The following is a 12187-nucleotide window of genomic DNA, read 5'->3' on the forward strand; positions in this document are numbered from 1 at the left end:
AGATCGACGTCATTTCGCGGCTTGATGAAAAGCAAGTGGGAAATCCACCCGCAGCGGGCCTGATTGACGAAAATCAAGGATGGATGCGGTCGGTCGGGGCACACACCACGAGTTGGCCAGATTGGGAGGGTCCCGCCGGATGCCGATGCGAGACACTGAACTGGAGCGGGTTCGGGCGCTGCCGCTGTTCGCCGAGTGTTCGGACGAGACGTTTCGCAACGTCACGGGAGGCGCCTTCCTGCAGCGCTTCCCCGCCGGCACCACCCTGCTGCTCGAGGGCGACCAGGTCGATTTCCTCTACGTGCTGCTGGATGGCCTCGTGGAACTCGAGGGCACCTGGAACGACAAGGAGACCACGCTCTCCGTCCTCCGGCCGGTCTCCACCTTCATCCTCGCGGCCGTGGTGCTGGACGCCGACGGGCTGATGAGCGCCCGGACGATCGAGCGGTCCGACATCCTCATGCTGTCGGGCGAGGCGATCCGCCGCGCGATGCGTGAGGACGCCTCGTTCGGTATCGCCGTCGCCCAGGAGCTTGCCGGCTGCTACCGCGGCCTCGTACGCACCCTGAAGAACCAGAAGCTGCGCGGCGGCCTCGAGCGGCTGGCCAACTACCTCATCACCCAGCGGCTCCGGCTTGGCGGGGATCCAACCTTCACCCTGCCGCATGAAAAGCGGGTGCTGGCCTCGCTCCTGGGCATGACACCCGAGAACCTCTCGCGCGCCTTCGCGACCCTTGCCGACTACGGGGTGGAGGTGAATGGGCCGCAGGTGACCATTGCCCGTCCGGTGGTGCTCGAGCGTCTCGCCAAGCCGGATCCGCTGATCGACAACCACCAGCCGGTGAGCGGCGGCCCGACGGGCAAGGCGCAACGCGAACGCTGGCCGCGCCCCGCCTCCTCCAAGGTGGCCTGACCCTCAGCCTCCGAACTGGGCAAGCTGGCGGGTGTCGCCGCTGTTGGCCTCGTGCAGGCGGTGACCGGCCGGCTTTCCCGCGAGCGCGGCCACGATCCGGGCGCGCAGCGCCTCCGGCTCGTCCTTCTCCAGCAGGTCCTTCAGGTTCACGCCCAGCTCGCCGAACAGGCAAAGGCGGAGCTGGCCGCGCGCGGTCACCCGTAGCCGGTTGCAGCTGTCGCAGAAGCCGGGCGCGTAGGGCGCGATGAGGCCGATACGGCCGGCGTAGTCCGGATGCACGAACTCCACGGCCGGTCCGTCGTCCAGCTCCCGCTCGCGCCGGGTCCATCCCCGGGTCGCCAACCAGTCGGTGAGCACGGCGCCGGGCACGTGCTGGTCGGCGAAGAACTCGGCATTGTCGCCGGTCCGCATCAGCTCGATGAACCGCACCGCCACCGGCCGCTCGCGGACGAACTCGGCGAAGGCGTCGAACCCGGACGCGGCGGTGTCGCGCAGCAGCACGCCGTTGACCTTCACCGCCGGCATGCCGCGCTCCAGCGCGCGGTCGAGACCTGCGATCACCGAGCCCAGCCGATCATGACCGGTGATCCGGCGGAAGCCCTCCGGGTCGAGCGAGTCGATGCTGACGTTCAGGTTGGTGAGGCCCGCCTCATGCCACCCGTCGATCTGGCGTTGGAGGTTCCAGCCATTCGTGGTGATGCAGACCTTGTCCACGCCGGGCACGGCGCTGGTCCGCGCGATGATGTGCGTCAGGTCGCGGCGGACGCTGGGCTCGCCGCCGGTCAGCCGGACCTTCCCCACGCCCATATCGGCGAACGCGCGCACGACGCGCTCGGCCTCCAGCGGCGAGATGAAGTCGAGCGGTCCTGTCTTCCGGAAGCCGTCCGGCAGGCAGTAGGTGCAGCGGAAGTTGCAGACCTCGGTGAGCGAGAGCCGCAGATAGCGGAAACGGCGGCCGAAGCCGTCGACGAGACGTCCCAACGCGGGCTCCTTTCCAAGCGCGGGAGGCGGCGGGGTTTCCCCCGCGACCCTTGCCGGGTGGGCCGGCGCGGCGGACACGCCGTGGCGCGGGAAGGCGCTTTAGGCAGGACCGCTCGGAGCAGATGAGTTCACCGTACGGATCGGCTCGCCTCCGCGCCATGACGCCGCCCCTGGGGGCGCTTGATGGACGTCAAGCGGCGGCCGGCCGGGGCAGCAGCAGCATGCGGCCGTAGGCCACGGCGTAGCCTCCGAACGCCATGACCCACAGGCCCGCCGAGAGCATCAGCAGGGCCGGCTGCGCCTGGGGCCAGAGTGGCGCGGCCGTGCGGATGGCGGCGGCGAGGTTGACGGCGACATAGATCGCCAGGGTGGCGCTGTCGGCGGCGAGCGGGCGGCCCGTATGGCCGCGGCTGGCGCGGGTCATCACGGCCAGGGTCATGACGCCCACGGCGCCCGCCGTCAGGGCATGCACGCCGGCGGTGGCGGGGATGGTGGGATCGAGGCGCGTGGCGCCCAGGAGCAGCAGGCCTGTGGCGAGCCAGGCGTACCCCAGGTGCAGGATCCACACGAGCGGTTCGGACGCGGCCGCCCAGCCGCGCCAGCGCGCAAGGCGGATGACGTTGGCGCAGCCCGCCGTGCCCAGCACGATCCCGGTCAGCGGCTCCTGCGGTCCGGCCACCCAGGCGAGGGCGGCGAGGGCGGTGATGGCGAGCACTGTATTGTCGAGGCGCGAGGCGACCGCGGGCTCAGGCGTCAGGCGGCGCTGGCGCATCCAGTTGCGGGTGAAGCTGGGCGTGATGCGCCCGCCGATGAGCGCGATCAGCACGATCATCGCCCCGAGGGCCAGCCGCTCGCCGACGCCCGAATAGGCCAGGGCGGGGTCAAGGTGGAAGGCGATGTTGCCGGCGGCGAGCATGGTCACCAGGCCGCAGACAGGCAGGTTTCGCCAGTTCCGCCCGGCGAGCACCTCGCGCCAGACAACCGTGGCGAAGGCGACCAGGAATAGGGAGTCGATGGCCGCGGCGGCCAGTCCCAGCGTGGTCTCGAACAGCATGGCCAGGCGGCCGGCCACCCAGAGGCCGACGAGGCCCCCCAGCGGCGCGCCGATCACCGGCATCCGGCCGGTCCAGTTCGGGATGGCGGTGGTGAGGAAGCCGGCCACGACCGCCGCCAGGAAGCCGAACAGCATCTCGTGGACGTGCCAATCGCGATCGAGGGCGCCGCTCCCGAGGTAGCTCCAGACCCAGAGCGGGACCACGAGCGCGCTCCAGACGGCGCCGAACAGGAAGAACGGCCGGAAGCCGAAGCTGAACAGGGCCGGTCCCTGATAGGCGCGGCGGGCGGCTGCGGTAGGCATGCCCGCCTTCTACGCCACCTTGGTCGCGCGTCGCTTGATGGCCATCAACCAGGGGCTAGCCGCATTTCGAGTATCCGCAGGAGAGGCAGGTGTCGCAGCCTTCCTTTCGCTGCAGGTCGAAGCCGCCGCAGCGGGGGCAGGCGACGCCGGCGAACGGGCGGGTGGGCAGCGCCTGCGCCGCGGGTTCCGTGGGCGCCGGGCTCGCGCCGAGGTGCCGCTCGATGACGCCGCCGATCGCGGCCAGCAGCGAGGGCAAGTAGCGGCCGCCCAGCCAGGCCCCGCCGCGCGGGTCGAACACCGCCTTCAGCTCCTCGGCCACGAAGCTCACGTCGCCGCCGCGGCGGAACACCGCCGAGATCATCCGGGTCAGCCCGACCGTCCAGGCGTAGTGCTCCATGTTCTTGGAGTTGATGAAGATCTCGAACGGCCGCCGCACGCCCCCCTCGTTCAGGTCGTTGAGGGTCACGTAGACGGCGTGGGCGCTCTCGGGCCACGCGATCTTGTAGGTGGCGCCCTCCAGGGCCTCTGGACGGGGTAGGAGCTTAGGCTCGGGTTCGGGCGAGGGGCCGACCGACAGCACCGAGCCGGTGATCGGGTTGGGTCGGTAGGTGGTCAGGCCCTTGCAGCCCTGGGCATAGCCGTCGCGGTAGACGTTCTGGAACGCCTCGAACGGGATGTCCTCCGGGCAGTTGATGGTCTTGGAGATCGAGCTGTCCACATGGGCCTGGGCGGCGGCCTGCATGCGCACGTGCTCGGCGGGTGTCAGGGTCTGGGCGCTGACGAAGACGTCGGCCGGCGGCGGCGTCTCTCCGTGCAGGCGCTTCCAGACGGCGAGAGCGTAGTCTTCGACCGGCTCCTCGTGGGTGGAGCCATCGGGCTGGCGGACCTTGCGGGTGTAGGCGTAGGCGAACACCGGCTCGACGCCGGAGGAGACGTTGCCGGCCAGCAGCGAGGTCGTCCCCGTGGGCGCGATGGAGGTCAGGCAGCCGTTGCGCAGGCCGTGGCGCGCCACCAGCGCCCGCGTGTCGTCGTCCAGCGCCAGCAGGTTGGGGCGGTCGAGGATCGCGGGGTCATAGAGCGGGAACGGACCCCTCTCGGCGGCCAGCTCGGCCGAGGCGCGATAGGCCTCCCGCTGGATGACGGACAGCCACTGTCCGGTCAGTTCGACGGCGCGATCGCTGCCGTACGGCACGCCGCAGAAGACCAGGGCGTCGGCAAGGCCCGTGACCCCCAGGCCGATCCGCCGCTTGCTCTTGGCCTCCGCCTCCTGCGCTTCCAGCGGATAGCGCGAGAGGTCGATGACATTGTCCAGCATCCGCACGGCGGTGTGCGTCAGCTTGGCCAGTTCGGCCTCGTCCAGCCGGGCGTCGCGCTGGAAGGGCTCGGGGACGAGGCGCGCCAGGTTGATGGAGCCCAGCAGGCAGGCGCCGTAGGCCGGCAGCATCTGCTCGCCGCAGGGATTGCTGGCCAGGATGGTCTCGCAATAGCCGAGGTTGTTCCTCGCATTGACGCGGTCGATGAAGATCACGCCCGGCTCGGCCGCGTCGTAGGTCGCCTGCATGAGCCGCCCCCAGAGGTCGGCCGCGGGAACGGTGCGGAAGACCTGGCCCTCGAACACCAGCGGCCAGTCGGCCCCGGCCTCCAGCGCCGCCATGAAGGCGTCGGTGACCAGGACCGAGAGGTTGAAGTTCCGGAGCCGGCCCGGTTCGCGCTTGGCGTCGATGAACGCCTCGATGTCCGGATGATCGATGCGCAGGCATCCCATCATCGCCCCGCGCCGCTGGCCCGCCGACAGGATGGTGCGGCACATGGAGTCCCAGACGTCCATGAAGCTCAGCGGGCCCGAGGCGTCGGCGGCGACACCTCTGACCGCCGCGCCGGCCGGTCGGATGGACGAGAAATCCATGCCCACGCCGCCGCCCTGCTGGAGCGTGACGGCCGCCTCGCGCACGTGCTCGAAGATGCCGCCCAGGTCGTCGGGGATGCGCCCCATGACGAAGCAGTTGAACAGCGTGACCCGGCGCGCCGTACCCGCCCCGGCGAGGATCCGGCCGGCGGGCAGGAAGCGGAAGTCGCGCAGAGCGTCCATGAACCGCGCCCGCATCTCGGCGCGGCGCTCCGGCGCCTCGGCCTCGGCGAGGGCGGTCGCCACGCGGTCCCAGGTGGCCTCGATCGTCGCGTCGCCGGCGTCGTCGTCGGTCCGGAACCGATACTTGCTGGACCAGATCTCGCTCGCCAGCGGGTTGTCGAACGCCATGGCCGTCACTCCTTGAAGAAATCGGGGGCGTAACGCTGACCGATTCCTCGCCTGCCAGAGGTCGCAGGAGCGGCCGCGCAGCGCCTTGTCGAAGATCAAGGTCGGTCCCGCCCGGCTTCAATGCAGGGCCGACGCGCGTCTCCTAGGCTTGCCGCAAAGGAGATTTGCCATGCTCGAAGACGTCCACGTGGCGCACGCAGCGCCATGCCACCCGGAGGCCTTGTCGCTGGCGGCGGCCAACGACCGGTCCCTGGACGTGCCCGGCCTGATAGAGCTCATCCTCACCCGATTTCACGAGACCCATCGGCGGGAATTTCCCGAAGCGATCCGCCTCGCGAGGAAGGTCGAGGCTGTGCACGCGGCCGAGGCGGAATGCCCACGGGGCCTGGCGGATCACCTGGCTTTCATGGCGGACGACCTCGAAGGCCATCAGCAGCGCGAGGAACTGGTCCTGTTCCCGATGATGCTGCGCGGCGGCTCGCCGATGATCGGTATGCCGATCGGGCGGATGATGGCCGAGCACCGTGACGTGGAGGATCAACTGGCCCGGCTCAGGGCCCTGACCCACGACCACGCGGCGCCGCCGGGCGCGTGCCACACCTGGCAGGCGCTTGTCCGGGCCTGCCGCAAGCTGGACGTGGACCTGACCGAACATATGCGGCTCGAGAACGAAGTGCTGTTCCAGCACTTCCTCGACTAAGGCGCCCGGGAGCCGCGCCGGAGGGGAAGTCTCGGCGCGCTCGGTGAGACACCGGACGCCACGCCGGCGGCAGGCCGCAAGCCCGCCGCCGGCGTCACTTCATCGGCAGAGCGCGGGCCGTCAGGAGCAGACGCCGCGGTAGCGGGGTATTTGGCCGACGAGGGAACAGGGCTTGAATCGGCTGTCGAACTCTTCGGCCAGGACGAGATCCCAGGCGTCGCGGCAGGCGCCGGTGGAGCCGGGCACGCAGAAGACGAAGGTGTCGCCGATCTGGCCGGCCAGGGCGCGCGACTGCAGCGTCGAGACGCCGACCGTCCCGTAGCTGGCCTGGTGGAAAACGACCGCGAAGCCATCCATCTCCCGCCGCAACAGAGGTCGCACCGCCTCGGGCGTCACATCGCGGGGGGCGAATCCCGTGCCGCCGGTGGCGACGATCACGTCGACGGCCGGATTGTCCGCCCAGGCCTTCACCTGGGCCTGGATCGCCTCGACATCGTCGGTCACGATCGCGCGGCCGGCCAACTCATGCCCCGCGGCCGCCACGCGATCGGCCAGCAGTCCGCCGGACGTATCCGTCTCCATCGTCCGCGTGTCCGACACGGTCAGCACGGCTATGCGCAAAGGGTAGAAGGGCAGGTTGGGGTCGATCCGGGCCTTCGAGGCGGGCCGGTCGGTCGTGGCGATCTGCATGATCAGCCTCCTGAAAACGGGGAGAAGAAGGCGACCTCGTCGCCGGGCCGGACCCAGGCCGTGTCGCCCACGACCATCTGCTGGGCCACCGCGGCGCGAACGCCGGGCTCGGCCAGGGCTTCGGCGGCTCCGGGAAGGCGGGCGCAGAGTTCGGCGCGGAGCCTCGACAGCGGGCAGCCGGCGGCCGGAATCCCAAGGGTCAGCTCGCGGCCGAGGCGATCGGACACCTTCCCGAAGAACAGCACGCGGACGGAAGCGACGGACGACGCCGAAGGCGGGTCGCCCGCAAGGACAGGTGCGATGGACATGCCGAGGCTCTAACCCACGCCCCTCCGTTTTGGATTGTCCGAGATCAAGCGCGCCGGTGATCTCGGTGAGGCGACCGCCCTTGCGGCGTGGGCCTGGGCGCCGGATACCGGGACACTGAACCCCTGGGAGCGGAACCTTGAACGGACGCGTCTACGCCCGCTTCATCAGCTTCGAAATCCGGACCCTCGACCAGTGAGCGACGAGCCCCTCGCGCCGTCCCGTCGGGACGCCAGACGCCTCACGGCGCGAGAGATCTTCGCCGAGGACCTGGCCCTGGACGCGGAAAGCGCCGGCCATGTGGTGAGCCGGCTGAGGCCTGGCGTCGTGTCGCCGAACAAGGTGACGATCACCGGTCAGGACGGGCGCCTGTTCGTCGCCGACGGCGCGAGCCGCTGGGAGCAGCAGTTTCGCGGCGACCTGAAGATTCCGGACGCTTGGTTCGAGAGCTGGACCCGGGTCCTGGGCGCCCGCGCCACCATCGCCGCGGCCCTGGGCGTCACTCTGTGGAACCTCGTGATCCCCGAGAAGCAGGCCGTGCTGCCCGAGATGCGATGGCCGGCCGGGGACGTGAGCGGGGCGGAGCGGCCGCTGATGCAGTTGATCCCTCGGTTGGGCCCGGAGGTGAACCTCCTGTACGCGGCCGATGCCCTCATCGCGCGAAAGCACGACCTCGCCGTCTTCTTCCGCCACAACTCCCATTGGACAGCGACGGGCTGCTGCCTTGCGATGGAGGCGCTGGCCGAGCGCCTGGGTCTCCAGGTCGACTGGGATGACATCCGGTTCTCGTACCGGGTCCGTGACGTCGCCCACGACCTGACCGTTCACCTCTTCGATCCCGCTCCGGAAGAAGCCGTCGGTCTGCTCGAGGCCCGCGAGGCGCCATTCTTCGCGTCCGCCGGACCTGAGCCGGGGCGCAACACCGGCGCCAGCTTCGGCCTGCGGAACCCCGACGCCCCCGATCCGCGGCGGGTCATGATCTTCGGCGACAGCTACGCCCACGACATGGGCGTCGCCTTCGCGCTCGGCGAGCTTTTCGCTGAGGTGATCATGGTCTGGTCCAAGTCCATCGACTGGGCTCAGGTGCAGGCCCGCGAAGCGCAGGTCGTCGTCTGGGAGAGCGCCGAGCGGTTCCTGGCGACAGTGGCCGAGAGTTAGGTTGGGCCAGGTCCCGGGGGCGACAGCATCCGCGTCACCGCCGCGCTGAACGACGGCGCGAGATCGTCAGGATGCGCCTTCGCCAACAGGCCGGGCGTGCGGATGCCGTTGGTCACCGCCGTCACGGGAACGCCGGCGGCGCGGGCGCCCTCGATGTCGGCTTCGGTGTCACCGATCCAGCGGAGGATCGGCGGACCAGGGGGCGGCGCCTTTGATCCGGATCCCACGGCGACGACCTCTGAAAGGCTGTCGCGAACGCCGAGGTCGCGCAGTTGATCCTCCAGCGCGGCCGGGTCGCGTCGGGCCGTCAGCAGCACGGCCTGCACGCCATGATCACGAAGGCGCCGAAGCGCTCGCGCGGCCCCCGGGTGAAGCTGGTCCAGGGCCAGCATGTCGGGCGCCTCGATGCGCCGCTTCCAAACTTCGAAAAACGCGCCGAGCTGGCGTGGATCGCCCAGCAGGAGGTCCCAGCCAACGCCCCGCCGCTTGGCGCGCCAGAGGTCGCGCAGGGGCAGGGGCGCCTGCCCAAGAGCGCCGACGGCCTCGGAGTAGACGGCGTGGTGGCGCCGGCGCGTATCGAGCAGCGTGCCGTCCAGATCGACGATGACGCGACCGCCAGCCAAGGCGTCAGGGTCGGCGGCAGATGGCGGTGATCTCCGCCGCGTTCCTCGGAAAATCCTTTCCGAGTTCGAAGAAGCCTTCGATCATTTCCTCGGACCAATGCTGGTCGATCTGGCCATTGGAGAGTGGCTTGAAGAACACGCCCTCCATGCAGGCGATCTCCAGACCCGCGGCCTCGACGTCGGCGCGTAGACTGTCCCAGTCGTAGACCCGACGGTGGCCCACCTCGTGATCGCGTTCGTTCAGCGCATGGACGTCCGGCAGCAGGCCCATCTTGACCGCGGCGAGCCGGTGGAACGAGTGCGCATTGGGGACGCCGACGACGATCACGCCCTCGGGCGCCAGCCAGGGCGTCGCGAGGCGCAGGATTCCGACGGGATCCTCCACGTGTTCGAGCACGTGCTCCATGATGATCGCGTCGAACGGGCGTCCCGGCTGGAACTCCTCGAACAGGCTGTGCACCTTGGTCAGGTTCGGCCGATCCGGGATCGCGTCGAGCAGATGGCGCGAGCCCTCGACGACCGTCACATGCTCGAAGTGGTCCGCGAGCATGGCGGTCATGACCCCGTCGCCGCTGCCCAACTCCAGGACGTGGCGAGCCGTGACGTGCGGCAGCATCGCGCGGAAGCGGAAGCCCACAAGCCGCCGGTCGAAGTCGAGCTGCTTCGTCGTGTACCAGGTCGCGGACTGTTCCACGCGCGCGGTTTCCGTGGTCATGGCGCCCTCCTGAGCATTCCTGTGCGCACCAGCTCGTCGAGTTCCTCTCGCCGGTGGAGCTGCGGCGGCACGTCCATGCCGCGGATCCAGACCAGCCCCTTCGGCAGCGGATTGATCGTCGCGCCGGTCCAGATCGAGCGGCCCTGCAGTCCGAGCTCGCAGTAGATCTCGGGCATGTTCAGGCCGGCGGCGGTGAAGAAGCCGATGGTCGTGAAGAAGCGCGCGATGTTGATTTCGGTCGGTCGCGGCAAGCCGTCCCGATCGAGCGTCATGTCCACGCTGAAGATGCCGTTCGGACGGGGGTCGATCGCGCGGATGGCCGCGAGGGCGGTCTCGTCCACCCTCGGATCGGCGTCGGTCTCGCCGACGGCCGTGACGCCGGTGACGCCCGAGAGCGTCCGGTCCCCGAAGCTCCAGCTTCGCCGACGACGGGTCTGCGCCACCACGAGGTCCCCGTCCAGCCAGAGCGATGACCAGGTCACCGTGTCCGCCGTCAGCTGCTCGGCGGCCGTGAACGCGCCCCAGCCGTCGAACCGGCTGATCCACATCCGCGCGAAATCGATGTCGTCGGTCGGCACGGCGCCGCGGCCGCCGCCTCCGGTCGTGGCCCGGAGCCAGAGGCTGGGACCGAGTTCGGCGAAGGCGCTGACCAGGTCGGACTCGTCATCGACGCGGATTGTCCGCGGAACCGGCACCCCCGCCTTCTCCCAGATGGCGTAGGACGCGAACTTGTCCACGCAGTCGCGGACGGTCTGCGGCGCCGGGAGAAAGGTCTTCACGCCCAGGGCATGGATCTCGTCCCGAAGCTCCGAGATGGCGAGGACCTCGTAGTCGTGCTGCACGTGCAGGAAGTCCGGGCGCTCATCGCGCAGGATCTTGAGCAGGCGCTCGGCATAGCCCGGGGCCCGGGCGCCGGGCAGCAGGTGGCCCCGCGACACGTCGGCCAGGAACAGGTCGGTGGGGCTCGAGCATCCGCCGATGACGTCGTAGCCGCGGTCGCTCGCGCGCAGGGAACTGATGAAGTTGTTTGCGGGCGCGCCTCCGGCGCCGCCTACGTAGATCGTCGCCATCAATTCGAACCGGTTCCGCGCGGAACGCGCTTCTTAATCCGCCCATACGCCAGGATGAAGACGATTCGAGGAGCAGGTGGCGAGTTCAGGCGCCGAACTCCGCGAAGCGGACGTCGGGATCCACAGCGGGTATGGGAACCCCTGAGACATAGCTCGTGAACCGGCCCATCAGGTCGCGAACTCTGGCGATGTTGGCCGGATCCTTGGCGGCCGCGATGAGCCGATCGCGGTCCCGGATGGCCGCCGCCAGTTCCTCGGGCGTCGTGACCGCCTGCGCCTGCGGCAGGGGCCAGTGATCCGCCATCAGGGGCCCATGTCCGGTCTCCTCGGGGATGATCAGCGGCAGTCCGGCCGCGACCGCCTCGACGGCGGCGCGTCCTCCGCCCTCCGGATAGCTGGCGAGATAGATGTCCGCCTGCTGGCGAGCCAGTTCGACCATGAGGTTGTCGCATCGGCCGACGAAGCGATAGCGGTCGGGGTTCAGGCCGGCCGCGGTCAGCGCCTCGACCATCTCGGCCGCGAAGTCGTCGTCGTACGCGCCGATGTGCACGATCTCGGCGTCGGCGGCCGACAGCGCCGCGACCACGAAGTCCGCCCACCGATGGCGGGCCGGATGACGGTACTTGTGCTGGCTGCCGCAGGTGGCGATCCGCAGCCGGGTCTTGTCCGCCGCCGCAATGGCGGCGGGGGCGACGGATTCGGCATTGGCCATCATCGCCGCATAGACAGGGTCCAGCCCGGCGTCGCGGCAGGCGAGGTGGCAGGGATAGGTCAGGTCCGCATGCGCCGAGAACTTCAGGCTCGATCCGATGGCCGGCATGAAGTTGGCGTGGTGCACATAGTCGACGACGTTCCGGAACGGCCAGGCGCCGGCCACGGCGACCGCGTCCATGTGGTTGTTCATCAGGAAGATCCGGCTTGGCCGGATCGCCGACAGGATGCAGTAGAGCTCGACGACCTTCTCCACGAGCGTGGGCGCGCTGAGGATCACGTCGGCGCGCCGCTTGAGTGGATACGCCGTCGGGTTGATGTGATTGATCAGGAACTTGTACCGCATCTTTCTGTAGATGTCGGTGCAGATGATGGTCACCTTCTCGGCGCCAAGTATCTGGGTGATATCCGTCGCGACTTTGCTGTGTCCGCCGGTCGCGAAGAGCTGGGTGGCGAGGATGACGACGTTGTCCTGCCCCTTCGTCAGCGGCGTCTCGTGCAGGCCCAGGCGCCGCGGCAGTTCCGAGACCGCCTTGTCGAGACCTGAGCAGAACAGCCTGTGTCCCCGGACCTCGGGCGCCATGAGGCTTGGCACCATGCGGCTGATCTGCAGCAGGGCCTCCTCGAGCTGCTCCGGCGTGCGGGCGCGGGCCAGGGCCTGCTCGATCTCGGGCGTCTGATGGTCGAGATGCAAGAAGCTCTCCCT

Annotated in this window: 12 protein-coding genes and 1 riboswitch; of the genes, 3 read left to right on the forward strand and 9 right to left on the reverse strand. The window is 69.6% G+C overall.

Annotated elements, in window-relative coordinates:
* Positions 1-139 precede the first annotated feature (139 nt).
* Complete coding sequence (ftrB, locus tag DJ019_RS08485; RefSeq protein ID WP_111275591.1) at positions 140-913, forward strand: transcriptional activator FtrB; 774 nt, start codon at positions 140-142, stop codon at positions 911-913.
* 3 nt (positions 914-916) lie between these two features.
* Here the strand turns inward: ftrB and moaA are convergent, their stop codons facing one another.
* The 3 genes from moaA to DJ019_RS08500 all read right to left on the reverse strand — a co-directional run bounded on the left by moaA (position 917) and on the right by DJ019_RS08500 (position 5508).
* Complete coding sequence (gene moaA / locus DJ019_RS08490) at positions 917-1894, reverse strand: GTP 3',8-cyclase MoaA (RefSeq protein WP_111275592.1); 978 nt, start codon at positions 1892-1894, stop codon at positions 917-919.
* A riboswitch (molybdenum cofactor riboswitch) is annotated at positions 1885-2023 on the reverse strand. (Overlaps the previous gene by 10 nt.)
* Before the next feature lie 61 nt (positions 2024-2084).
* Positions 2085-3251 carry an NnrS family protein gene (locus tag DJ019_RS08495; RefSeq protein ID WP_111275593.1) on the reverse strand — a complete coding sequence of 389 codons (1167 nt, stop codon included), beginning with the start codon at positions 3249-3251 and terminating at the stop codon, positions 2085-2087.
* Positions 3252-3306: 55 nt separating this feature from the next.
* Complete coding sequence (locus tag DJ019_RS08500; protein ID WP_111275594.1) at positions 3307-5508, reverse strand: adenosylcobalamin-dependent ribonucleoside-diphosphate reductase; 2202 nt, start codon at positions 5506-5508, stop codon at positions 3307-3309.
* Between the two features lie 169 nt (positions 5509-5677).
* On the opposite strand from DJ019_RS08500, the gene DJ019_RS08505 reads away from it, so the two are divergent.
* Positions 5678-6208, forward strand: a complete 531-nt coding sequence (locus DJ019_RS08505) for a hemerythrin domain-containing protein (protein WP_111275595.1) — start codon at positions 5678-5680, stop codon at positions 6206-6208.
* 120 nt (positions 6209-6328) lie between these two features.
* Here the strand turns inward: DJ019_RS08505 and moaB are convergent, their stop codons facing one another.
* Together moaB and DJ019_RS08515 are read right to left on the reverse strand one after the other, a co-directional pair.
* Complete coding sequence (moaB, locus tag DJ019_RS08510; protein ID WP_111275596.1) at positions 6329-6898, reverse strand: molybdenum cofactor biosynthesis protein B; 570 nt, start codon at positions 6896-6898, stop codon at positions 6329-6331.
* A 2-nt stretch (positions 6899-6900) separates the two neighbouring features.
* On the reverse strand, positions 6901-7206 hold the full coding sequence (locus DJ019_RS08515; RefSeq protein WP_111275597.1) for a MoaD/ThiS family protein: 306 nt from the start codon (positions 7204-7206) through the stop codon (positions 6901-6903).
* Between the two features lie 193 nt (positions 7207-7399).
* Between DJ019_RS08515 and DJ019_RS08520 the strand changes: the two genes are divergently transcribed.
* On the forward strand, positions 7400-8362 hold the full coding sequence (locus DJ019_RS08520) for an alginate O-acetyltransferase AlgX-related protein (protein ID WP_111275598.1): 963 nt from the start codon (positions 7400-7402) through the stop codon (positions 8360-8362).
* Here DJ019_RS08520 and DJ019_RS08525 read toward each other — a convergent pair.
* The 4 genes from DJ019_RS08525 to DJ019_RS08540 all read right to left on the reverse strand — a co-directional run bounded on the left by DJ019_RS08525 (position 8359) and on the right by DJ019_RS08540 (position 12175).
* The gene (locus DJ019_RS08525) at positions 8359-8985 is read right to left on the reverse strand and encodes an HAD family hydrolase (RefSeq protein ID WP_111275599.1); all 627 of its coding nucleotides are present in this window, start codon (positions 8983-8985) and stop codon (positions 8359-8361) included. The genes DJ019_RS08520 and DJ019_RS08525 overlap by 4 nt on opposite strands.
* 4 nt (positions 8986-8989) lie before the next feature.
* Complete coding sequence (locus DJ019_RS08530) at positions 8990-9700, reverse strand: class I SAM-dependent methyltransferase (protein ID WP_205854123.1); 711 nt, start codon at positions 9698-9700, stop codon at positions 8990-8992.
* Positions 9697-10770, reverse strand: a complete 1074-nt coding sequence (locus tag DJ019_RS08535; protein ID WP_111275600.1) for an ATP-grasp domain-containing protein — start codon at positions 10768-10770, stop codon at positions 9697-9699. Before DJ019_RS08535 ends, DJ019_RS08530 begins: the two co-directional genes overlap by 4 nt.
* 85 nt (positions 10771-10855) lie before the next feature.
* Positions 10856-12175 (reverse strand): glycosyltransferase, encoded by a 1320-nt coding sequence (locus DJ019_RS08540; protein ID WP_111275601.1) that lies wholly within the window; start codon positions 12173-12175, stop codon positions 10856-10858.
* Positions 12176-12187 lie beyond the last annotated feature (12 nt).

It is taken from the genome of Phenylobacterium kunshanense (assembly GCF_003254525.1).
In the GTDB taxonomy this organism is placed as follows: domain Bacteria; phylum Pseudomonadota; class Alphaproteobacteria; order Caulobacterales; family Caulobacteraceae; genus Phenylobacterium; species Phenylobacterium kunshanense.

What these genes read in the sequence shown, in the direction of transcription:
- moaB (WP_111275596.1), bottom strand. Translation starts at nt 6,898, where the DNA reads ATGCAGATCGCCACGACCGACCGGCCCGCCTCGAAGGCCCGGATCGAC.
- DJ019_RS08505 (WP_111275595.1), top strand. Translation starts at nt 5,678, where the DNA reads ATGCTCGAAGACGTCCACGTGGCGCACGCAGCGCCATGCCACCCGGAG.
- DJ019_RS08530 (WP_205854123.1), bottom strand. Translation starts at nt 9,700, where the DNA reads ATGACCACGGAAACCGCGCGCGTGGAACAGTCCGCGACCTGGTACACG.
- ftrB (WP_111275591.1), top strand. Translation starts at nt 140, where the DNA reads ATGCCGATGCGAGACACTGAACTGGAGCGGGTTCGGGCGCTGCCGCTG.
- DJ019_RS08535 (WP_111275600.1), bottom strand. Translation starts at nt 10,770, where the DNA reads ATGGCGACGATCTACGTAGGCGGCGCCGGAGGCGCGCCCGCAAACAAC.
- DJ019_RS08515 (WP_111275597.1), bottom strand. Translation starts at nt 7,206, where the DNA reads ATGTCCATCGCACCTGTCCTTGCGGGCGACCCGCCTTCGGCGTCGTCC.
- DJ019_RS08500 (WP_111275594.1), bottom strand. Translation starts at nt 5,508, where the DNA reads ATGGCGTTCGACAACCCGCTGGCGAGCGAGATCTGGTCCAGCAAGTAT.
- DJ019_RS08495 (WP_111275593.1), bottom strand. Translation starts at nt 3,251, where the DNA reads ATGCCTACCGCAGCCGCCCGCCGCGCCTATCAGGGACCGGCCCTGTTC.